General features: G+C 56.9%; 20 protein-coding genes, 2 tRNA genes and 1 other RNA gene. 11 read left to right on the top strand and 12 right to left on the bottom strand.

The annotated features are described in order from the left end of the window. Positions 1–155 precede the first annotated feature (155 nt). Together ACT7DV_RS15845 and ACT7DV_RS15850 are read left to right on the top strand one after the other, a co-directional pair. Positions 156–231: transfer RNA gene (locus ACT7DV_RS15845), tRNA-His, on the top strand. A 405-nt stretch (positions 232–636) separates the two neighbouring features. Next, positions 637–712, top strand: a tRNA-His gene (locus ACT7DV_RS15850). A 91-nt stretch (positions 713–803) separates the two neighbouring features. On the opposite strand, the gene ACT7DV_RS15855 is transcribed toward ACT7DV_RS15850, so the two are convergent. Then, a complete protein-coding gene (locus ACT7DV_RS15855; RefSeq protein ID WP_444664006.1) occupies positions 804–1,301 on the bottom strand; it encodes a DUF2306 domain-containing protein in 498 nt (165 codons plus the stop codon). Positions 1,302–2,002: 701 nt separating this feature from the next. Here ACT7DV_RS15855 and ACT7DV_RS15860 point away from each other — a divergent pair. Further along, positions 2,003–3,151 (top strand): acyl-CoA dehydrogenase family protein, encoded by a 1,149-nt coding sequence (locus ACT7DV_RS15860; protein WP_444664008.1) that lies wholly within the window; start codon positions 2,003–2,005, stop codon positions 3,149–3,151. Between the two features lie 24 nt (positions 3,152–3,175). Continuing rightward, the gene (gene def / locus ACT7DV_RS15865; protein WP_444664010.1) at positions 3,176–3,748 is read left to right on the top strand and encodes a peptide deformylase; all 573 of its coding nucleotides are present in this window, start codon (positions 3,176–3,178) and stop codon (positions 3,746–3,748) included. Between the two features lie 12 nt (positions 3,749–3,760). Here the strand turns inward: def and ACT7DV_RS15870 are convergent, their stop codons facing one another. The 4 genes from ACT7DV_RS15870 to rnpB all read right to left on the bottom strand — a co-directional run bounded on the left by ACT7DV_RS15870 (position 3,761) and on the right by rnpB (position 6,982). Further along, entirely contained in the window at positions 3,761–4,345 is a 585-nt protein-coding gene (locus tag ACT7DV_RS15870; protein ID WP_444664012.1) for a DNA glycosylase AlkZ-like family protein, read from the bottom strand. Beyond that, on the bottom strand, positions 4,315–4,806 hold the full coding sequence (locus tag ACT7DV_RS15875; protein WP_444664013.1) for a DNA glycosylase AlkZ-like family protein: 492 nt from the start codon (positions 4,804–4,806) through the stop codon (positions 4,315–4,317). Before ACT7DV_RS15875 ends, ACT7DV_RS15870 begins: the two co-directional genes overlap by 31 nt. Before the next feature lie 165 nt (positions 4,807–4,971). Beyond that, positions 4,972–6,429 (bottom strand): glyceraldehyde-3-phosphate dehydrogenase, encoded by a 1,458-nt coding sequence (locus ACT7DV_RS15880; protein WP_444664015.1) that lies wholly within the window; start codon positions 6,427–6,429, stop codon positions 4,972–4,974. 198 nt (positions 6,430–6,627) lie between these two features. Beyond that, positions 6,628–6,982, bottom strand: an RNA gene (gene rnpB / locus ACT7DV_RS15885) — RNase P RNA component class A. A gap of 102 nt (positions 6,983–7,084) precedes the next feature. Here rnpB and ACT7DV_RS15890 point away from each other — a divergent pair. Continuing rightward, positions 7,085–7,918 (top strand): YaaA family protein, encoded by an 834-nt coding sequence (locus ACT7DV_RS15890; protein WP_444664017.1) that lies wholly within the window; start codon positions 7,085–7,087, stop codon positions 7,916–7,918. A gap of 83 nt (positions 7,919–8,001) precedes the next feature. On the opposite strand, the gene ACT7DV_RS15895 is transcribed toward ACT7DV_RS15890, so the two are convergent. Continuing rightward, positions 8,002–8,400, bottom strand: coding sequence for a VOC family protein (locus tag ACT7DV_RS15895; RefSeq protein ID WP_444664019.1), 399 nt, complete (start codon positions 8,398–8,400; stop codon positions 8,002–8,004). Positions 8,401–8,984: 584 nt separating this feature from the next. Beyond that, positions 8,985–9,845, bottom strand: coding sequence for a Nif3-like dinuclear metal center hexameric protein (locus ACT7DV_RS15900; protein ID WP_444664866.1), 861 nt, complete (start codon positions 9,843–9,845; stop codon positions 8,985–8,987). Positions 9,846–10,070: 225 nt separating this feature from the next. Between ACT7DV_RS15900 and msrA the strand changes: the two genes are divergently transcribed. The 3 genes from msrA to epsC all read left to right on the top strand — a co-directional run bounded on the left by msrA (position 10,071) and on the right by epsC (position 12,389). Further along, entirely contained in the window at positions 10,071–10,598 is a 528-nt protein-coding gene (msrA, locus tag ACT7DV_RS15905) for a peptide-methionine (S)-S-oxide reductase MsrA (protein ID WP_444664867.1), read from the top strand. A gap of 127 nt (positions 10,599–10,725) precedes the next feature. Beyond that, the gene (gene cysK, locus ACT7DV_RS15910) at positions 10,726–11,661 is read left to right on the top strand and encodes a cysteine synthase A (protein ID WP_444664021.1); all 936 of its coding nucleotides are present in this window, start codon (positions 10,726–10,728) and stop codon (positions 11,659–11,661) included. 143 nt (positions 11,662–11,804) lie between these two features. Further along, on the top strand, positions 11,805–12,389 hold the full coding sequence (epsC, locus tag ACT7DV_RS15915; RefSeq protein WP_444664023.1) for a serine O-acetyltransferase EpsC: 585 nt from the start codon (positions 11,805–11,807) through the stop codon (positions 12,387–12,389). Between the two features lie 88 nt (positions 12,390–12,477). On the opposite strand, the gene ACT7DV_RS15920 is transcribed toward epsC, so the two are convergent. From ACT7DV_RS15920 to ACT7DV_RS15930, 3 genes are all read right to left on the bottom strand, one after another. Continuing rightward, positions 12,478–13,362, bottom strand: a complete 885-nt coding sequence (locus tag ACT7DV_RS15920) for an IS3 family transposase (protein ID WP_444664763.1) — start codon at positions 13,360–13,362, stop codon at positions 12,478–12,480. Continuing rightward, positions 13,329–13,811, bottom strand: a complete 483-nt coding sequence (locus ACT7DV_RS15925; RefSeq protein ID WP_444664025.1) for a transposase — start codon at positions 13,809–13,811, stop codon at positions 13,329–13,331. Before ACT7DV_RS15925 ends, ACT7DV_RS15920 begins: the two co-directional genes overlap by 34 nt. A gap of 92 nt (positions 13,812–13,903) precedes the next feature. Beyond that, entirely contained in the window at positions 13,904–15,187 is a 1,284-nt protein-coding gene (locus ACT7DV_RS15930) for a dicarboxylate/amino acid:cation symporter (protein WP_444664027.1), read from the bottom strand. Positions 15,188–15,607: 420 nt separating this feature from the next. Here ACT7DV_RS15930 and ACT7DV_RS15935 point away from each other — a divergent pair, with 420 nt between their 5' ends. Together ACT7DV_RS15935 and ACT7DV_RS15940 are read left to right on the top strand one after the other, a co-directional pair. After that, positions 15,608–17,875, top strand: a complete 2,268-nt coding sequence (locus ACT7DV_RS15935) for an ATP-binding cassette domain-containing protein (protein ID WP_444664029.1) — start codon at positions 15,608–15,610, stop codon at positions 17,873–17,875. Then, a complete protein-coding gene (locus ACT7DV_RS15940) occupies positions 17,872–18,387 on the top strand; it encodes a GNAT family N-acetyltransferase (protein ID WP_444664031.1) in 516 nt (171 codons plus the stop codon). Before ACT7DV_RS15935 ends, ACT7DV_RS15940 begins: the two co-directional genes overlap by 4 nt. A gap of 101 nt (positions 18,388–18,488) precedes the next feature. Here ACT7DV_RS15940 and ACT7DV_RS15945 read toward each other — a convergent pair whose 3' ends face one another. Together ACT7DV_RS15945 and ACT7DV_RS15950 are read right to left on the bottom strand one after the other, a co-directional pair. Beyond that, positions 18,489–19,499 (bottom strand): NADP-dependent oxidoreductase, encoded by a 1,011-nt coding sequence (locus tag ACT7DV_RS15945; RefSeq protein WP_444664033.1) that lies wholly within the window; start codon positions 19,497–19,499, stop codon positions 18,489–18,491. A gap of 46 nt (positions 19,500–19,545) precedes the next feature. Beyond that, positions 19,546–19,932, bottom strand: coding sequence for a DUF1304 domain-containing protein (locus tag ACT7DV_RS15950; protein ID WP_444664035.1), 387 nt, complete (start codon positions 19,930–19,932; stop codon positions 19,546–19,548). Between the two features lie 98 nt (positions 19,933–20,030). Between ACT7DV_RS15950 and ACT7DV_RS15955 the strand changes: the two genes are divergently transcribed. Continuing rightward, the gene (locus ACT7DV_RS15955) at positions 20,031–20,615 is read left to right on the top strand and encodes a TetR/AcrR family transcriptional regulator (RefSeq protein ID WP_444664037.1); all 585 of its coding nucleotides are present in this window, start codon (positions 20,031–20,033) and stop codon (positions 20,613–20,615) included. Positions 20,616–20,622 lie beyond the last annotated feature (7 nt).

The raw sequence follows: 20,622 nt of genomic DNA on the forward strand, positions 1-20,622 counted from the left end.
CGCGATTGGGCTCCTGGGGTGCAGGTGACGCACTGCACAGCACCTTCGGGAGCTTCCAATTAGCATACAGCCGAGAAATATGTGTATAGTATTTCTCGTTGCCAGATACTGATCAAGTGTTCAAAAGCGTTCTGACTAGTATCGAAGCAAACATGGTGGGTATAGCTCAGTCGGTAGAGCGTCTGGTTGTGGTCCAGAAGGTCGCGGGTTCAAACCCCGTTACTCACCCCAGGTCAGAAGGCTTGATTCGAAACTCCGGTTTCGAGTCAGGCCTTCTTTGCTTTCCCCGGAGCCTTCGCCAGCAGATTCCGCCCTAGAATAAACCCAGGCGATTCAAGAGCAGTTACCGCCTCGGAGGCGCCTTCCGGCAAACGGAACAACAAAATCAAGACGATGCAGTCAGGTCCAATCGCTTCCATTCAAGAGTCCTCGCATCGATGGCGAATAAGCAAAAAATTCACTGTCGCCCTGAAGAAATCCCCCTTGGGCAATTCAATAATTGAGCTGCTGGTCACATGCAGCCCGATCTCCCATTCCTGATTGGTATTCAACCCGCAATTACGTGTATAGTATTTCTCGTTGCCAGATACACGACTTTTAGCCCTAAGGCTTCTGACTAGTATCGAAGTGAACATGGTGGGTATAGCTCAGTCGGTAGAGCGTCTGGTTGTGGTCCAGAAGGTCGCGGGTTCAAACCCCGTTACTCACCCCAGATCAAAAGGCTCGATTCAGAACTCCGGTTTTGGATCGAGCCTTTTGCTTTCCCGGCTTATCGCACCGCACCCACGAATCGCAGGTCAAACCTACCCTGCCGTCGTACCCATGCCAGAAGCTCGGCCCCGCGCTCCCTTCCGAAGCATCAGCAAAACGTAAAGCACCCAGATAGTTGCAAGGGCGACAACAATTCCGATTGCACCCCAGAGCAACGACGGCTCATCGACATAAAGAGTCGAAATCACCCGACCGGGCGCGAAAACAGCAAAAGCGCCGGCGACCATGGCGCCGATCCACGAACGAACCATGTTTCCGATATGCCCAGGAATATTGCCCCGCCGAATATTTACCACTCCGAAAGTTGTTGTTCCAAAAGTAAAAATTGCCAGCGCATGGAAAATCGTGAATCCCCCGCTAATGGTATAGATGAACATCCCGCTCACGCAGACAAAATACATGGATATAACCCATGCGCGGCCGACCACCCGGTGGCGGAAGTCCTTGCGCCTGCGAAGAATATTGACCGGCGCCAGCAGAATAACGAGACTGGCTGAAATCGCATGAACAGCAATAATGATGTTCTCCATGGCCATAATGTAATTCCGATCGGTTCGACGCGCACCCTTGCCAGCGCAATCCGATGGCTCGGTGAATGCACAGCTCCCGTCGCTTCGCCACCAATAGGTACAACTGGCGCACTATCATGGCAACCCTCGGCGAGCGCCATGCCGTCCCAACAGCGCCTGTTGGGCGCACCGCGTCATTGGCACAAATGAAGTCGCGAAGAACTTTGTGATTATCTACCCGACTCGCTCTGGTTGCCCCGAGGCCAACAGCCAGCACCGCTGGCCAGATGCCCACTGCCACTACTCGTAAACTCTTGGCCGCGCTGGACATCAAAGAAATTGTCCAGCCCCTTAGCTCCCCCGGCGTTCGGCCTTTAGGCCACGCCGTGATTCAAGCCCGGCACCTGGCCAGGTTGCCATCACCCGTTGTTCGGCAAGCGCGGGCTTGAATCGATTTCATAGCTGGTCCGTTGGACCTTTCCCGCAGGTTAAGTCATATTTCAGAAACCTGCAGACAGCATTCGAAACTGTATTCGAATGCGTTGTGCTTTTGGGTCTAACCCCGTATTTTTCGAGACATCTGGCGTTATTTGGCGACTTGAGCACGTGGGTTAGCGATTCTATTAGCTATGAATTCGTGCAAACAACCATAATGGAACTTGTACTTTGGCAAGTCTCTGAGTTGATTGCCTGCGTCCTATCCACTGAAAGGTACTCCCCCTGTGAAACGCGCGCTTTTTGAAGAGGACCACGAACAGTTCCGTGAGTTGGCTACGGAGTTCAACACCCGTGAAGTCTCTGGCAAATACGCCCAGTGGGAGAAGGACCACCAGATTCCTCGCGAGGTATGGCAATCAGCAGGCGAGAATGGCTTGCTGGGCTTGGCGGTTCCCGAGGAATTCGGCGGCATGGGCATTGATGACTACCGCTTCCGCGTGGTCATGGACGAGGAGTTTGTGCGTGCAGGCCACCTGGCTGTCGCGTTGGCCTTCCACTTGCACGACGATCTCGTGCTTCCATACCTGCTGACCTACGGCTCTGCGGAGCTCAAGGCCAAGTGGCTGCCTCGCATGGTTGATGGCTCCACGATTACTTCCTGCGCCTTCACAGAGCCAGGGGCTGGGTCGGATCTGCGCGCGGTGCGCACCAAGGCGGTGCGTGATGGCGAAGATTGGCTGCTGAGCGGCCAGAAGACTTTCATCGGCAACGGAGCCTTCGGCGATGCCGCCCTGGTCCTTGCCCGTACCGACGGCCAGAGCAGTCGCGCGTCCGAGGATTCCTTCTCCCTGTTCATGGTGGAGCGCGCTGAGGGCTACACCAATGGCAATCCATTCGACAAGATGGGTCTGCGCGCTTCGGATACTGCCGAATTGTTCTTTGATGAGGTCCGGGTATCTGATGCTGACCGCATTGGCGAGATCGGCCAGGGGCTTCGCTACGTCAAGGAGCAGTTGCCACAGGCTCGCCTGGCTATCGCCGTGGCAGCAGCCGCCATTTGCACCGCGTCCTTCGAGCAGGCCCTGGAGCATGCGAAGAACCGCTCGACCTTCGGTCAGGCGTTGACCCAGTACCAGAACACCAGGTTCGAATTGGCCAATCTGAAAACTGAGTCCCATGTCACTCAGGCTTTTGTTGATCAAGCAGTACTCGCGTTCAACGACGGCGAATTGGACGCGCACGAAGCGGCCGAAGTGAAGCTTTGGGCTAGTGAGAGCGCAAAAAAGCTATCCGATAAGGCCCTGCAGATCCATGGTGGCTACGGCTACATCATGGAGTACCCTATTGCCCAGTCATTCACCGCAGCCCGCCTGTTGACCATTTTTGGTGGCACAAGCGAGATCATGCGTGAAACTATTGGACGAGCACTTTAAGCACTTTTGAAAGGACCTGATCACGTGCCTATCCGGCAGATCACAGTTTACGGAGAACCTGTTCTACATCGTCGCGCGGTGGAAGTCACCGAGTTCGACGACGAACTTCGCCAGCTCGTTGCAGATATGCATGTGACCATGGACGAAGCACACGGCGTGGGACTGGCCGCTCCGCAGATTGGCATCGGTCTACGCCTTTTCACCTACGTCTTTGCCGACCAGGACTCTGCTCCTGAACGCGGTGTGATCATCAACCCCAAGCTGACCCTATCCAAGGTTTCACAGGCGCCAGCTGACGTTGATGACGAGTCCGAAGGCTGCTTGTCCGTACCTGGGCTGAACTACCCGCTCAAGCGTGCCGAATACGCCAAGGTGGAGGGCTTCGATGAATTTGGCCAGCCGATCGCTTTTGAAGCCCACGATTGGTTCGCCCGCATCATGCAGCACGAATACGACCACCTTGATGGCTTTCTGTATGTAGACAAGCTGCAGCCGCGCTGGGATAAGCGGTGGAAGAAAGCCAAGAAGGCGCTGGGCTGGGGCGTACCAGGGAACACTTGGCTGCCCGGGACCGATGAGGATCCTTTCGGCCATTAGCCTTCTAGCTGCTTATGCAGTAGTCCGGAAGTCGATATACCGCTGATGTAGCGCCGCACCGAGAGCATCGGTCGGCGCTATATTTGCATTCCATAGGCCACAGGCCCTGCCTTGCTCAAGCCAGAATGCATTGAACATCCCGTTCTTCCCTGGCGTGATCTGCTTCTGCATCGATTCATCGGCCACCAGGCTGCGATCGGCCCAAGAGAGATAGTACTCGTCAAAGGTTCCGAGCAAACGGGTGGGAAGTCGCGGCGCGCCTGATGATTCGAAGGCTTGATGGGCTGCCGAGCCCTGGACCACGAAAAAGTCCTCGCCGCGCTCGTTCTTTCCCACGCTGACCAGTTCACGACCCAGTTCCGCGGCCGCCGTGCGGATGGTTGTCAGCGTTTGCCCGGCATACCAGGCGGCATCCCGCAAGGTCGCAGGAGCATGGGAACCCAAATAGCGCAACAGCAATTCCTGTATCGGGCTATCGGGAACATGATGCTTGCTGATCCATTGCTCTGCGAGCACGAAGTCCTGGGCTACCAGCTTGGCGCCTTCCGGAATCGGCCCGAGGCAAATCAAGCCGTGCAGAACCAATGCGAGCAGCAAGTGCGTGCCTCGCTGATTGCTCGTGCCGATTCCTTGTTGCTCAGTTGTTCAAAAATCGCCGTCCTGCTGGCCGCTCCCGCTTCCGCCAGATAGGCATGGATGATCTGGGCTGCTTGTTCAATGGCCGCAGGATCAATCTGCAATTCTCGATGCCTGGCAGCAGCTGAACGCAAGGTGCGTTCCTTGGCCAATTGCACCAGCCATTGTGCGTCTTGGGACAGGCAGCAATGCAGAGTTCCACGCATGGTCCACGAGCGAACAATCAAGCCATCGTTAAAAAACTGGTCGACTTGTGCCCTGCTTGGCATCGGGTCAACGCGCTGGGCCAGTGCATATCGACCAGCAATAAAGTCCTGCGACTGGGTAGCCAGCAGGTGCCCAGCGGCTTCTAGCGTGGATCTGGCAGGCGCGGACAACAATTGGCTGGCCATCCGGGCCGATAAGAGCCTTTCGCGTTCCATCTGCCTGCCTTCCGCCATGGTCCCTGGTACAGAGCGTAACAGCCAGGGGCGCTTGGCGGTGCCTGCGGGATCTTGCCACGAGGATGCCGTAGCTGGTTAAAACTTCGGGACCATGCACCTGCGCACTGTGCGCGGGCATGGTCCCGAGGCTACGGCGATACGGCCTTAGGCGGTGACTGCTTCAGCCTTCAGAGCTGGAACTGCTACCGGATGGGTGCCGGCGATCGATTCGATCACACGCACCACCTGGCAGGAGTAGCCGAACTCGTTGTCGTACCAAACGTAGACAACAGCGTTCTTGCCCGAGACGATGGTAGCCAGGCCGTCGACGATGCCAGCACGGCGCGAGCCGACGAAGTCGGTGGAAACCACCTCAGGAGAGTCGATGTAGTCGATCTGCTTGTGCAGGTTCGAAGTCAGCGAAGTCTCGCGAAGGTAGGCGTTCAGCTCTTCCTTTGTGGTCTCGCTCTCCAGGTTCAAGTTCAAGATGGCCATGGAGACATCCGGGGTTGGTACGCGGATGGCGTTGCCGGTCAACTTGCCTTCGAACTCTGGCAGGGCCTTGGCCACGGCCTTGGCGGCACCAGTTTCGGTGATCACCATGTTCAGCGCTGCGGCGCGGCCGCGGCGTTCGCCCTTGTGGAAGTTGTCGATCAGGTTCTGGTCGTTGGTGAACGAGTGAACGGTCTCGACGTGTCCGTGGCTCACACCGAACTTGTCGTTCAGCGCCTTGAGCACTGGGGTGATCGCGTTGGTGGTGCACGAGGCCGCGGTAACGATCTTGTCCTCGGCGGTGATCCAGGAATCGTTGATTCCGTGAACGATGTTCTTCAAGTCGCCCTTGCCCGGTGCGGTCAGCAGAACGCGGGCAACGCCCTTGGCCTGCAGGTGCTGGGACAGGCCGGCTTCATCGCGCCAGCGGCCGGTGTTGTCAACGACGATGGCGTTGTCGATGCCGTGCGCGGTGTAGTCGACGGTGGTCGGATCATTCGAGTAGATGACCTTGATCAGGGTGCCGTTGGCGAGGATGGTGTTGTTCTCCTCATCGACGGTGATCGAGCCTTCGAAGCGACCGTGGACCGAGTCGCGGCGCAGCAGCGAAGCGCGCTTGACGATGTCATCGTCCGAGCCCTTGCGGACCACGATGGCGCGAAGGCGCAGGCCGTAGCCGCCGCGTTCGATGAGGATGCGGGCGAGCAGGCGGCCAATGCGGCCGAAGCCGTAGAGGACGACGTCCTTTGGTTCTGCATCAGTGGCACCGGCCTGGCCAACTTTGTCGCCAAGTTCGTTGCTCAGGAATGCATTCAGGTCAACAGAACCGGATTCCTTGAACTTCTTGTTCAAACGGCCAAGGTCAACGGATACCGATCCAACATTCAGCGTCTCGATCTCGTCGAGGATTGCTTTGGTTGCCTTCAGGCTTAGCTCTTCGCCATCAATGCGGCGTACTACGCGGTGCGCCTTGATGATGTCGATGGCGGACTGGTTGATCAGCTTGCGGCCATATACGGAGGGCACCACATTGTTCTTGCGGTACAGGCGTCCGATCAGTGGAATCATGGCCTCGGCGAGCTCTTCGCGCCCGCTCCATTCTTGCTGGGCAACGACAGACTGCTGGGTCACAGAAAATCCTTCCAATTCAGCCGACTCGCAGATCCATAAAGTCGGTTGGCACCGTGGGAAGCACCATTGCTTTTGCGGTGGTACGAGGTCTACAGGATCATCCTCGCAAGTACTAAGTACGCCTTCCATTCTAAACGGCGCAGAAAAATTCAGGGCACGAGTCACTGTGAAACTTCTCACCCGAAAGGCTGGAGGAGATGAATGGGATGGCCGATACGCCGGGTTTTGTCGCGCCGAAGCGGGACGGTCATCTATCTACGACTGCCGTTGCCGGCAGCCTCTAGCGGTCCACCCGACTGCATGGGGCGAACAGCCCTCATAACGCAGTCTGTCTGACCTTGCTCCGAGTGGGGTTTACCGAGCCATTCCGGTCACCCGGAACGCTGGTGGTCTCTTACACCACCGTTTCACCCTTACCAGGAAGCCTGGCGGTCTATTTTCTGTGGCACTAGCCTGCGGGTTGCCCCGAGTGGGCGTTACCCACCACCCTGTTCTGTGGAGCCCGGACGTTCCTCGGGGCAATAACTTGCCACGCGACCGTCTGGCCATCCCATTCGTTAACCATTCTAGCCCCGGCAGTTCGCCCCAGCTAACAGCAGCTGCGAGCCCTTCGACACAGGCACAGCCAATTGCCGCCTGGCCAAAGGGCCAGGTCGTGCCGTTATTCATCAACCGGGATTCCTCGCTGTCCTCAGATAAGCTGGAAGGCGTGCTTATTTTGTTGCCACCTTCAGAAGGTAAAACCGCTCATGCTGAAGGTTCCCCGTTCGACCTTGCAGACCTCTCGTTTCCTGAACTGAGCGATGATCGCCATCAAGTGCTCGGAGCCTTGGCTGAGGTTTCCGGCCGGGCGGATGCCATGGACGTTTTGGGCGTTGGCGCTTCCTTGGCGAACGAAGTCGCTCGCAATATCAATTTGCACGTAGAGCCTGCCGCCAAGGCCCACGACATTTATTCTGGCGTGCTCTTTGAAGCGCTGGGCTATTCGACGCTCAGCCCTGAAGCGCAACGGCGCGCTGATCAGAGCATCGTCGTGATTTCCGCACTATGGGGCGCGGTGCGCTTTGCCGACCGCATTCCCCCATACCGGCTGTCCATGTCCGTGAAATTGGAGCCCCTGGGCAAGCTAGCCACCTGGTGGAAAAAGCGGCTCGCTGCGATTCTCGATGAAGCCGCTGCAGACCAGCTGGTCATTGATGCCCGCTCCAGCACTTATGCCGCCGCCTATAAGCCAAGTAACGGAAACAGCGTTGCCATCAATGTTTTCCAGTTGCGCAACGGCGTGCCGAAAGTCGTTTCCCATTTTGCCAAGCACACCCGCGGCGAAGTTGCCCGGTTCCTGGTTCAGCAAGAGACCGAGCCAGCGACTGCCGATGAGCTGGTCCAGCTGATTAGATCCAAGTGGGAGGCGTCTCTCGTTGAGGACAAGAAGGGACGAGCACTGAACATCTTGCTTCCCGAGGACCACCAGTTCACCACCGCCAAATAGCCCAGCGGACTCTGGCCACTTACTGGAGATTTCGCTGGGACGGCCACGCCCATCGTCAGCAAGGCGCAAAATCGCCGGGCCTTTTAGTTTTCCCCTGAGGCTGGTGCTGCAACTAGTTCCACTTCGAAGCCGGCTTGATCCTCTAAATAGGCCGCGTAGTGATCGGGGCCTCCGGCATGCGGATGCTTATCCGCAAACATCATGGTGAATCCATGGTTGAGGGCATCAGCTGCAATGGTTTCAACTAGTTGTGCGCTCGGCAGGCTAAAAGCCAGATGATTCAACCCCGGCAAGCGCCGATCATGAAGTTCATGCCGGACATCTGGCCCAGATTCCAAAACGATGTAATGGCTGCCGTGCTGATAGCTTATGCCGTTGTCCCATTGCGATTGGATGCGATAGCCAAGCTGTGTCAGCAGCCAGCCCAGCGATGCCGTACTAGTTGCTAAATCGTCGACCCAGATTTCCAAATGATGCAGCATGTCCCTGCCCAACCAAGTAGTCCGTCTAGTGGCTAATGATGCCACGGCAGTAGGCCTGCGACCGGTACAACCAATCGATCGTCATCGCCGGGCAGTCAGCCAAGGGTTGATCCGCCGATGCCTTGGCGCCTAACACGCAATGCTGGTCAGTTAAACCAGGCTAATCGTTCTCATGCTTTGCACGATGCGAGTATTCGAAGTCTTCTGCCTGTGATTCACTGTCAAAAATGGGACTCACCGCTCCGCATTCCGGGCAGAAGCCCTGGAATCCTCCCATGGCGGCACGCCCAAAATCGGATCCTACCTCGTTCAATTTTCCCCCATAGAAAGTCAATCGTAGGCTTCCAGCTAATCACAAGGTTTCGACAGTTTACGCATCAATATTCAAATCGTTGCAGAAAGGTTATAGAAGCTATGACTTTCAAGTAAAGAACCGGGCTCCCTTAACCGCGAACCCATCGAGCGCAAAGAAACCCTCCCGGAAGTGAATCCAGGAGGGTATCCAGAAGCTTTGCCCGCGGCGATCTCAAGCCGTTTCCTACGAGGAGCAGCCAGACAATCAAGTTGACCGCTTTTATGCCCAACTATGGAGTCAGGACAAAGTCCCATGGATCGCTATTGACCTGTGAAATTTCAATCTCCACGGCATGCCCCAAATCATTGAGCACGTTCCCCAGGGCGCGGGCTCCCGCCGAAAGCCACACCCATTCGGAGGCAAAGTGCGATACATCGATGAGGTACGGGAACCCTCCATTGGCTGCTTCGCGTGCTTCGCTCGCCGGGTGGTGGCGCAAATCCGCGGTGACGTATACATCGGCCTGGTGTGAACGCACCGCGTCAAAGAGCGAATCACCGGCGCCGCCGCATAGGGCGACTTTTCGAATAATCCCGGTCCGGTCTCCGGCAACACGCACACCACCGGCCACCACCGGCAGCACCGTGTAAACACGTTCCGCGAAATCCTCGAGCTTCATTGGCTTCTCCAAGAAGCCCACACGGCCCAAGCCTTCTTCAGGCAGGCCGTCCTTCGAATCAACCAGCGGCACGCAATCCTTAAGCCCAAAGGCATCGGCCAGCGCGTCGTTTACTCCCCCGATAGCGCTATCGGCATTTGTGTGTGCCGTCAGCAATGCGGTCCCAGTTTCGATGAGCCGATGTATAGCTTCGCCCTTGAAGCTCGTGCCAGCCACCTGGGTCACACCACGCAGGAGCAGCGGGTGGTGAGTAATCAGCAGATCGGCCCCACGCTCGATCGCATCTTCAATCACTTCCAGCGTTGGATCCACTGCCATGACGACTTTCGAGACCGGCTGGCCGGTACGACCGGTTACCAGTCCTACGGCGTCCCAGTCCTCGGCCAAGGAATGTGGCCAAAGCTCTTCCACTGCTTCAAGGACATTACCCAAAGTAGTTGGCGCCGAGGGAGCGGATTCCTCGGACTGCATCACTTCTTCATCGGTAACGGGCTTAAGCGCAGCAGCGTCCGGGTTTTGATTCTTCTTCCCCGGTTCTTGCGAGTTATTTGCCTTGCTCTGCATATCAACAACCCTACGCGTTGCCAACAGGGTTGGAACAGAATGCAACGCCGCATCGTTATGAACTATGTGAGTATTCTCAGCCTTCAATCACCACATCATTTCAGTCCATCACTGCAGCTCGAAGACACCAAGCTGACGACCTTCGTCCTGGCCGGCGGTTGCTTCTGGTGCCTGGATGCGGTTTACCAGCGCACGCGTGGCGTCCATGCAGTCATCTCCGGATACATCGGCGGGCACACCAGCGATCCGGACTATCGACAGGTCTGCTCCGGAACCACCGGCCACGCCGAGGGCGTCGCCGTCATCTTTGATCCACAGATCGTGCCCGCTGAAGTCATCTTGGACATGTTCTTCACCGTTCACGACCCAACTACGCTCAATCGCCAGGGCTATGACGTGGGCACCCAATATCGTTCGGCGATGTTCCCGCTCGATGATCAGCAGCGCGAGCAATTCATTGCGGCTAAGGACAAGTTTGCGTCCTTTTACACTAATCCGATCGTCACTACCATAGAAGAGTCCAAAGATTTCTACCCGGCAGAGCAAATTCACCAGGATTATTACTCTGCGAACCAAGATGTCGGATACTGCCGCGTGATTATTGACCCGAAACTCGCAAAGGTCAGGAAATATTACGCTCAATGGCTAAATGAAGCCTAGCTTGACGAATCGGCTACTAGGGTTGGATATGAACCTCCAAGGTGTCCGCGCTATTGAGCCGGCATCTGCAAGTAACTCGCCGCCAGCAATCGCGGCCGCAATGAGTCACGTAAGGACTGCATAGAAGATGGGCAAAATCTACAACAACGTCACCGAAGTTATCGGCCGCACCCCGCTGGTGAAGCTGAACCGACTTGATGAGGGCCTGGCCGGCAACATCGCCGTGAAGCTGGAATTCTACAACCCAGCCAATTCCGTCAAGGACCGCATCGGTGTAGCCATCGTTGACGCCGCCGAGAAGTCCGGGGCACTGAAGCCAGGCGGCACCATTGTTGAAGGCACTTCCGGCAACACCGGTATCGCCCTTGCCATGGTCGGCGCAGCCCGTGGCTACAAGGTCATCCTGACCATGCCAGAGACCATGTCCACCGAGCGCCGGGTCATGCTGCGTGCCTTCGGCGCAGAGATCGTGCTCACCCCAGGTGCCGACGGCATGCGCGGAGCAGTGGAGAAGGCCAAGGAAATCGTTGCAACTTCTGACAACGCCGTCTGGGCACAGCAGTTCGCCAACACCGCTAACCCGCAGGTCCACTCGGACACCACCGGCCCAGAAATCTGGGACGATACCGAAGGCAAGATCGACGTCCTCGTCGCAGGCATCGGTACCGGTGGCACCATCACCGGTGCCGGACGCTTCCTGAAGGAAAAGAACCCGGACCTGAAGATTGTTGCTGTGGAGCCCAAGGATTCCCCGATCCTCAACGGCGGCAAGCCAGGCCCGCACAAGATCCAGGGCCTGGGCGCAAACTTCATCCCAGAGGTTCTGGACACCGAACTGTACGACGAAGTCCTTGATGCCAGCATCGAGGACTCAGTTTCCACCGCCCGCGCGCTGGGCGTCAAGGAAGGCATCCTCGGCGGAATCTCCGCCGGCGCAGCCGTATGGGGCGCACTGCAAATCGCTGCTCGCGAAGAATACGCAGGCAAGCAGATTGTTGCCATCATTCCCGACTTCGGTGAGCGCTACATTTCCACCCTGCTGTTTGATGACATCCGCGGCTAAATAAGTTTCGGCAAACTAGAATAAATCGGCGCGAGCCACCGTTAGGTCTAATGAGAGTCCTAAATCGGTGCGGCTCGTGCCGATTTGCTGTGTGACGTCTTCGGATTCCAGCGCAGCGAACCGCAACCCCTAAGGTAGTTTCCATGAGTTTTTTCTCCCGGCTGCGTGAAGACCTGGCCACAGCCCGACAGCATGATCCTGCGGCGCGCAGTGATACCGAAAACTTTTTCGTGTATTCAGGGTTGCACGCCATCTGGATGCATCGGCTGGCCCACAAGATGTGGCAAAACCCGTCCCTGAGGTGGCCAGCACGCTTGCTGTCCCAGGCTACCCGTGCGCTCACCGGAATCGAGATCCACCCAGGTGCCACCATTGGCCGCCGCTTCTTCATCGACCACGGCATGGGCATCGTCATCGGCGAGACCGCTGAAATTGGCGAGGATGTCATGATTTACCACGGCGTCACCCTCGGCGGCCGATCCCTGGCCAAGGTCAAGCGCCACCCGACCATTGGCGACCGCGTAGTCATCGGCGCTGGCGCCAAGGTGCTCGGCCCCATCGTAATCGGCGCCGATTCAGCAATCGGCGCCAATGCCGTCGTGGTCAAGGACGCGCCAGAGGGGTCGATCGTCACCGGAATCCCTGCGCAGAATCGTCCGCGCAAGCCTGAGGAACGCAAGCCTGCGGTTGACCCGGCAGAGTACATCGATCCGGCGATGTGGATCTAGCCCCAAAGCAGGCAAACAAGTAATGGCCGATGTTCGCACCATTGTGAACTGGGTCCCGAAAGTTGGACTTACTAAATAATAGTCCTGCTCAGGCTGCAAGGGTATGACACCGATATTCCATCGGAGTCATACCCTTCAGCCGTTCCTTACGACGACTGCTGTTGTACCAATCGATATACACCTCAACCTCCACCTTGAGCTCCTCATAATCCGCGAAATGCTCTCCATGAAACATCTCTGACTTGAGATGTCCAAAGAAATTCTCCATGACCGAGTTGTCGAAGCAATTGCCTTTACGAGACATGGACTGCACCGCGCCATGCTCCTCCAGCAATCGTTTCCACGATTGATGCTGATACTGGAAACCTTGATCCGTATGCACCAACAGCTTCTTGTTGAAGTCCCGGGAACCTAAAGCCAGTGCCAAGCTTTGACTGGTGAACGCCGTAGTAGGTGACGAGGCGATCGTGTAGCTCCGGATGCTGTGGTCAAACAGATCCATAATCGGTGACAAATACAGTTTTCTCTGATCAACTCTGAACTCAGTCACGTCACTGACGTAAACGGTATCCGGAGCTTCAACATCAAACTGTCGTTGCAACAGATTCTCAGCGATCTTGCTCTGCTCACCCTGATACGAGTTATAACGCCGCTTCGGGCGCGCTTTGGATTGGAATCCGAGGAGCCGCATGAGCTTGCGGACCAGCTTCCTACCGACATTCCAGCCTTCAGCGCGAAGGTCCATGTGAACTCTTCGGTACCCGTAGCGCCGTTTGCTGGTCTCAAAGGACGTGGTGATGGCTGTTTTGAGTTCCGCGTGCGGATCCGCCTGGTCCATCAGTTTCAGATGGTAGTAATAGGTTGACCTGGCCAATCCTGCCGCGGCAAGCAGGTCTGTGAGGTCGTGTTCTGACTTGAGAGTGACAATCGCTTTGGTTTTTAGCGGTGCCCCTGCTCCCTCAAGTCCCGCAATTTTTTCAGGTAGGCCACCTCGGCGAGCAGTCGCTTGTTCTCCCGGCGAAGCTTCTCTTCTTCGCTCAAAGGTTCAGGCCGAGCGGCGCCTTTAGGCCGTCCTTTGGGTTTGGGCATGAGCGCTTCGTCCCCACCTTGGCGCCATGCTCGCGTCCAACTCTTCACCAATTCCTTAGAGCTGATATGGAACTCGGCCGCGAGATCCATACCAGTTTCACCGGCGAGGTACCGCTGAACGACTTCCTTCTTGATCTCGAAGGAATATACAGTCTTGGTTGGCTTTTCCATAAGACAAAGCCTGCCATGTAATCGCCACCGATCGTAAAGCTTCTCCGTGGCAGAGTAACGAACGTTCAGTTGGCTGGCGGCAGCTTTCGATCCCATGCCGGCTTCAAAAAGATCAACGAGTCGTTCTCGTTGGCCCTCGGTTAATGTGCTGCGTGTTCGCATGAAGATGCTCCCCAGAAGTAGTTCTGATTTCTCAGTCCAACTTTTGGGGAGCAGTTCATTGGGTGCGAACATCGGCCATTACTATGCAAGCGCTACTCGCCTAGCTGGTGAGCTTTGCTCTGGCTGCCATCAGCCAGTTCAACGATTTCATCTTCGTCGCTTTGCGGCTGTGCTCCGAGCTTGCCTTTGGTCAGTTTCTGCATGATCATCGCCACGGCGCCATCACCGGTCACGTTGGTTGCGGTGCCGAAGCTATCCAAGGCAATGTAGGCGGCGAACATCAGGCCGACTTCCACTTCGCCGAAGCCGAGCATCTGTCCCAGCAGACCCGCGGCGGCTGCAATCGCGCCGCCAGGAACGCCAGGGGCGGCAATCATCATGACGCCGAGCATCAAGATGAACGGGAAGTAGGCTCCGAAGTTGACGTCGCCACCGGTGAGCAGGAGAACCGCGATGGAGAAGCAGGTAATCTTCACCATCGAACCCGAAAGGTGGATAGTGGCACACAACGGAACGACGAACCCGGCTACTGCGTCGGATACTCCGTTCTTTTTCGCCGAGGCCAGTGTGACCGGAATGGTCGCTGCTGACGACGAGGTGCCCAGAGCGGTGAAGTAGGCATCTCGCATTCCCCACAATGCTGTCAATGGATTGCGCTTGTTCATTGCGCCAGCAATCGAGTACTGGATCAGCAGTACGACGAGGGTCAAGGCAAACGACACCACTGCGACGAGCAAGAACTTCGAGACGACGGTGATCGCGCTTCCGCTGGCTGAAAGATCCAGGAAGATGCCGAAAATGAACAATGGCAGAGCTGGAACAACGATGCGGCGAATCACCATTTCGATGATGGTGCGGAATTCAACCACGCCACGGAAGAGCACCTTCGAGCGGAAGGCTGTCATGCCCAGGCCAAGGATGAAAGCCAAGACCAGGGCGGTCATTACATCCAAGGCAGGTGGCAAGACGATTTCGGTCGCCGAATCTCCCGCGCTCGTGACCACGGAGACGAATGGCTCGAAACCTGAGCCCGATCCCTCACCGATGGCTTCGAGCCCGCCTCCGGACAGCGACTGGGTAAATAGCCAACGGCTCACGAAATAGGCAAGGAGTCCCGCGCACAGCGTGGATCCATAGGCGATCGCCGCAGTGATGCCTAGCCACTTGCCTGCTCCTTTACCGAGCTCGGCGATGGCCGGAGCGACCAGACCGAAAATAATCAGGGGAACCACGAAGCTCAGGAAGCCCGAGAAAATCGAATTGTAGGTCAGGAACAAGCTTCCCAGCCACACCGGCATTACCGGGCCCAGCAGGACGCCTAGGACGATGGCGACAAGCACCCAGCCAAGCAATGGAATAGATTTCAGCAGCTTCATGAAGGTCCTTTTGATGGTTCGGGATCATGCGTCAGGTCGAGATGCCACTAATGTGTCGCAGCACACGCCTCGATAATGATAATGCGGCGAAGAGCAACCCGGAAATCTTGTGAATCACTAGGGAATTCCAAGGGTACCGCCTATTTTCGAAGATTCGCCACAAGATCTTTGCAATTCATTCGCAATGTTCGAACTTCATCGCCATTGCGTGTGCGCCGCAGAACAAATGAAGCAAATGCTCCACCCGGTTGCCGGCGCCGAATTAAGGAAAAATCCAAAATCTGCGAAAAGCTTAGATCCTCTCACCCTGACGGCGAGCGCAAACACCGGGAGGCCAAGGGGCTTCGCGAGCGGCAGCGCCGTCAGGGCGTCGGTGAAGCCGGGTATCCACCGGGCTTACCAGTTAGTAAAGTTGGCGTTATGAACCTGCATCCTGCCGACGCCCATGACATGATCCGAGTCCGTCAAGCGAGGGAAAATAACCTCAAAGGCATCGACGTTGATATTCCCAAGCGCCGGATTACCGCATTTACCGGTGTTTCGGGATCCGGAAAGTCCTCGCTCGTCTTCGGGACGATTGCCGCCGAGTCGCAGCGGCTGATCAACGAAACGTACACTTCCTTCATCCAGAACTTCATGCCATCCATGCCCCGCCCCGATGTCGAGGTCCTGGAAAACTTGTCGGCAGCCATCGTTGTGGACCAGGAGCGAATGGGTTCTAATTCTCGCTCCACGGTCGGCACCGCCACCGATGCCTACTCGCTCTTGCGCGTGCTGTTCTCGCGCTACTCGTCACCGAGCGCCGGCGGCGCGGGAGCCTATTCGTTCAACCTCGGCCAAGGCGCCTGCCCGGTGTGCGAGGGGTTCGGCACGGAAGCCAGCATCGATCTGGATGAGCTCCTTGATTGGGATAAGACCCTGAATGAAGGAGCGATCAAGGCTCCGAACTTCACCCCGGGCGCTTGGCTGTGGCAAACCCTGACTGCTGGCACGCAAGTCGATCTTGATGTGAAGCTCAAGGACCTGTCCAAGCAGATGCTCGATCGGTTGCTCTATGCCGAGGATGGCAAGGTCAAGCTCAACGGGGCGAACATGAGCTATTCCGGGCTGATCACGCGCATCAAGTCCAATTACATTCTTTCCGGCCGTGAAATCAAACAGGCTCATATCCGCGAGTGGATCGATCGCATTTCTACAACCGCACCGTGTGCTGCCTGCAATGGCTCTCGGCTGAGCGAAAAGGCCCGAGCTTCAAAAATCAACGGCTTGGGCATTGCCGACATGGCTGCCATGCAGGTTTCGGAATTAGCCGGGGAAATGGCGAAGATTCAGATTGCCGATGCGGCTCCGCTCATCACGAATCTGGGCGCGGTCTTGAGCTCGATGGTCGATCTTGGGCTGGGTTATCTTTCACTGGATCGGCCTGCAGGCACGTTGTCCGGCGGCGAGGCCCAACGCGTTAAGATGATCCGGCACCTTGGCAGTGCGCTGTCGGATGTTACCTATGTCTTTGACGAACCTACCGTGGGATTGCACCCCCATGACATCCAGCGAATGAACGTCCTCTTAGCCAACTTGCGGAACAAGGGAAACACCGTCCTCGTCGTTGAACACAAGCCTGAGGTCATCAGGATTGCCGACCACGTCGTGGACCTGGGTCCAGGTGCGGGTACACATGGTGGCACCTTGTGCTATAGCGGTGACGTGCCCGGGCTACTGGCCAGTGAATCACTGACTGGCCAGCACTTCTCCACGCGTGTACCGCTCAGCTCTCTGCCCCGTACCTCAACTGGCGCCCTGGAAATTCGTGGCGCTTCGACTCATAATCTCAAGAATGTGAATGTTGACGTCCCAACCGGTGTGCTGTGTGCCGTGACCGGAGTCGCCGGCTCGGGCAAGTCCACGTTGATCCACTCCACAATTTCCAAGCGTGAAGACGTAGCGGTCGTGGATCAAAGCGCCATTCGTGGTTCGCGGCGTTCCAACCCAGCGACCTATACCGGGATCATGGATCCTATTCGCGCGGCTTTTGCCAAAGCCAACTCGGTCAAGCCGGCATTATTCAGCGCAAATTCCGAAGGGGCCTGCCCGAATTGCAAGGGTGTCGGCTTCACCTATACCGATCTGGTGTCCATGGCTGGAGTGGCCCTGCCCTGCGAGGTGTGCGAAGGTACCCGTTTTACCGCTGAGGTCTTGAACTACACTCTGGATGGCCTCAGCATCAGTGAAGTTCTGGATTTGAGCATGGAGCAGGCACTGGAACAGCTGAAGATTCCCAAGGCCAAGCCGATGCTGACCAGGCTGAACCAAGTTGGCCTTGGCTACCTCAAGCTTGGGCAGCGGCTGAATACGCTCTCTGGTGGCGAGCGCCAACGGATCAAGCTGGCAATCAACCTGGGCAAGGGATCTGGCACCTATGTGCTCGATGAACCAACCACAGGACTTCACATGGCCGATGTTCAGAATTTGCTGGGCCTGCTCGATGAAATGGTCAACGAAGGCAACACAGTCATCGTCATCGAGCATCACCTCGCCGTTGTTGCCCATGCCGACTGGGTCATTGATCTGGGCCCGGGCGCGGGCCACGAAGGCGGCCAGATCGTATTTGAAGGCACCCCGGAAGCACTGGCGGCATCCGGCACGCTCACCGGAATCCACTTGAAGCAGTATGCAGACGGCGCCAAATGAGCTACACGTTGAGGAAACCGGTGCTCGAGGATGACATGGAGCTTGCTGCCCTGCATGTTGCGTGCTGGAAACAGGCCTATAGCGGATTGTTGCCGGAAGGCTTTTTCGATGCTGCGCATCTTCGACAACGAATCGGCATGTGGCATAGGATTCTTGGCGATCCGAATCCCGATTTCCATCTTGCCCTCGCCTGCAACGAGGACGGTGAGCTGATTGGCTTTTCCTTCGCTGCACCGTGCTCGAAAGACGCTGTCGACGTTCCTGAAGGTATCGAACGTCAACTCTACAATCTGTATCTGCTCAATGATCATCACGGGTCCGGCGCGGGCCAACAATTGATCGATGCCGTACTCGGCGATCAGCCCGCCATGCTATGGGTGGCTGAGCAAAACCCTAGGGCCATCGCTTTCTATCGACGCAATGGTTTCGAATTTGATGGTCTGGCACAACTTGACCCGGGAGCTCCGCTGATTACGGACGCGCGCATGGTGCGCCTGCTCGAGCAGGCCTGAACCAGAAGCTACGGCTGGCAGGACATGGGGTAACGAGGCGCGGGGCCAACCAGATGCTTCTGGCTGGCCCCGCGTTTCGCTGCTATTTGGCGCTCGATCTGCTAGATGCGAACCAGCATCTTGCCGGTGTTGGCTCCGCCCATCATGTCCAGGAAAGCCTGAACGGTGTTTTCAATGCCGTCGACAATGGTTTCGTCGTATGCGACCTTGCCTTCAGCGAACCACTGTCCCATTAGCGCGGAAAATTCTTGGCCGTAGTTCAGGTAGCTCGACAGGGTGAAGCCCTGCAGCTTCAGGCCGCGAGTGATCAGGTTGGCCATGTTCTCTGGGCCTGGGGTTGGTTCGGTGGTGTTGTAGCTGGCGATTGCACCGCACAGGGCCGCACGGCCGCCATCGTTGAAGGCTGCCAGTGCTGCTTCGAGGTGGTCGCCGCCAACGTTGTCGAAGAAAACGTCAATTCCTTCAGGAGCGGCTGCCGCCAGCTGCCCACGAACGTCGCCGTCCTTGTAGTTGAAGGCTGCGTCGTAGCCGTACTTGCTGGTCAGCAGCTCGACCTTTTCAGCGCTGCCAGCGGAACCGATGACGCGCTTCGCGCCCATGAGCTTTGCGATCTGGCCGGCTGCGGTGCCCACAGCACCGGCTGCACCGGAGATGAATACGGTTTCGCCTTCAACAAGTCCTGCAATAGCTTTCAGTCCAACGTAGGCGGTCAAACCGGTCATGCCCAGAATATGCAGGCGCAGCGAGCTGGGCACGCCTGGCAGGTCGGGGATTTCCTTGAAGCTGGCTGCTGGAGCTTGGACCAGATCCGACCAGCCGAGCTGGTGAAGAACCAGGGTGCCCACTGGAAGGGAGCTGTCTTCCGAAGCGATGACTCGCCCTACCGCGCCGCCGGAGATCTGTTCGCCGATCTGGAATGGCTTCACGTAGGAGCGGGTGTCGTTCATGCGTCCACGCATGTATGGATCAACGGAAATGAATTCATTGCGCACCCGGACTTCCCCGGCCTTCAGCTCGGCGAGTTCTACATGCTCAACGGTGAAGTTTTCATTGGTTGGCCATCCGGTAGGGCGGCTTGCGAGATGGATCTGGGTGCTGGTGGTTTCGCTCATGGTGATGAGTACCTTTCCGTAATCGAATTTTTTCGGGTTTGAAAACTTAGAGTGCCACGCTGGCGACTAGTGCGATGACAGTCAGCAGTGGGAAAACGCCTTGCTTGATTGCTGCCGAAGCCTTTGATGGGCTGGAGATGATCAAAACCAAGGCCGCAAGCAGCATTGAGCCGGTTCCTGTGAAGATCAGCGTGGAGCCGATAGCCGACTGCCCTGCGATGTGGAAGATGATGCCGGCGAATGTGGCGATCGCGAGGAACAGGTTGTAGAAGCCCTGGTTGAACGCCATCTCTTTAGTGGCCTCGGCCTCGGCCTCGGTGGAACCAAATGTGGCGCGAACCTTGGCGGTAGTCCACCACAAGGATTCCATGAAGAAAATGTACACGTGGATCAATGCGGCCATGGCGGCCAACACGAGTGCGGTGATAATCATGAGGCAGAGCTCCTGGAAGTCTGAGAGGAACAAGTATTCTGTAACGTCCATTTCAATATATACTGTAATGGTCGTTTCCGAAAGTAGAGAGGTGTGTGATGGCAAGAACACTAGCCTTCGACAGTTCCGCCGTTGTCAAGAATGCGCGATCGCTGTTTTGGGCCAAGGGATTCGAAGCAGCTTCCATCCCGGAACTCGAAGCAGCAACAGGCCTGAGCCGCTCGAGCATCTACAACACCTTTGGCTCAAAACGAGGCCTCTTTGACGCTGCGGTCCAAAGCTACCTGGACGAAATCGTCCGTCCGCGCCTGCAGCCACTGACCGCCGACCATGTCGAGGCCAATGCACTCATCGAATACCTGGACGGGCTAAGTTCCGTTTTCAGCCAACCAGATGCGCTGCCAACGAGCAATGGATGCTTGCTGATCAATACGGCCAATTCCCCGCTGTCAACCGACTCGCACGTATCCAAAGTCATCCAGGCTTATCGCGAAGAACTCGAAGCAGCATTCAACCGTGGCATTCATGCGAGCCGGAGCGATCTCGATCCAATCGTCCAACAGCGCCTCGCCTCAACGGTCACAGGCCTCGTCGTTGCAGCTTTTGCGCTTGTTCGCATTGCCCCGGCACAGGCCCGCACGTTGCTGGAAGATGCCAAGACCCTCGTCGCCTGCGAACGATAGACCCGGC

The organism is Glutamicibacter sp. TV12E, from assembly GCF_052441935.1.
Taxonomy (GTDB): domain Bacteria; phylum Actinomycetota; class Actinomycetes; order Actinomycetales; family Micrococcaceae; genus Glutamicibacter.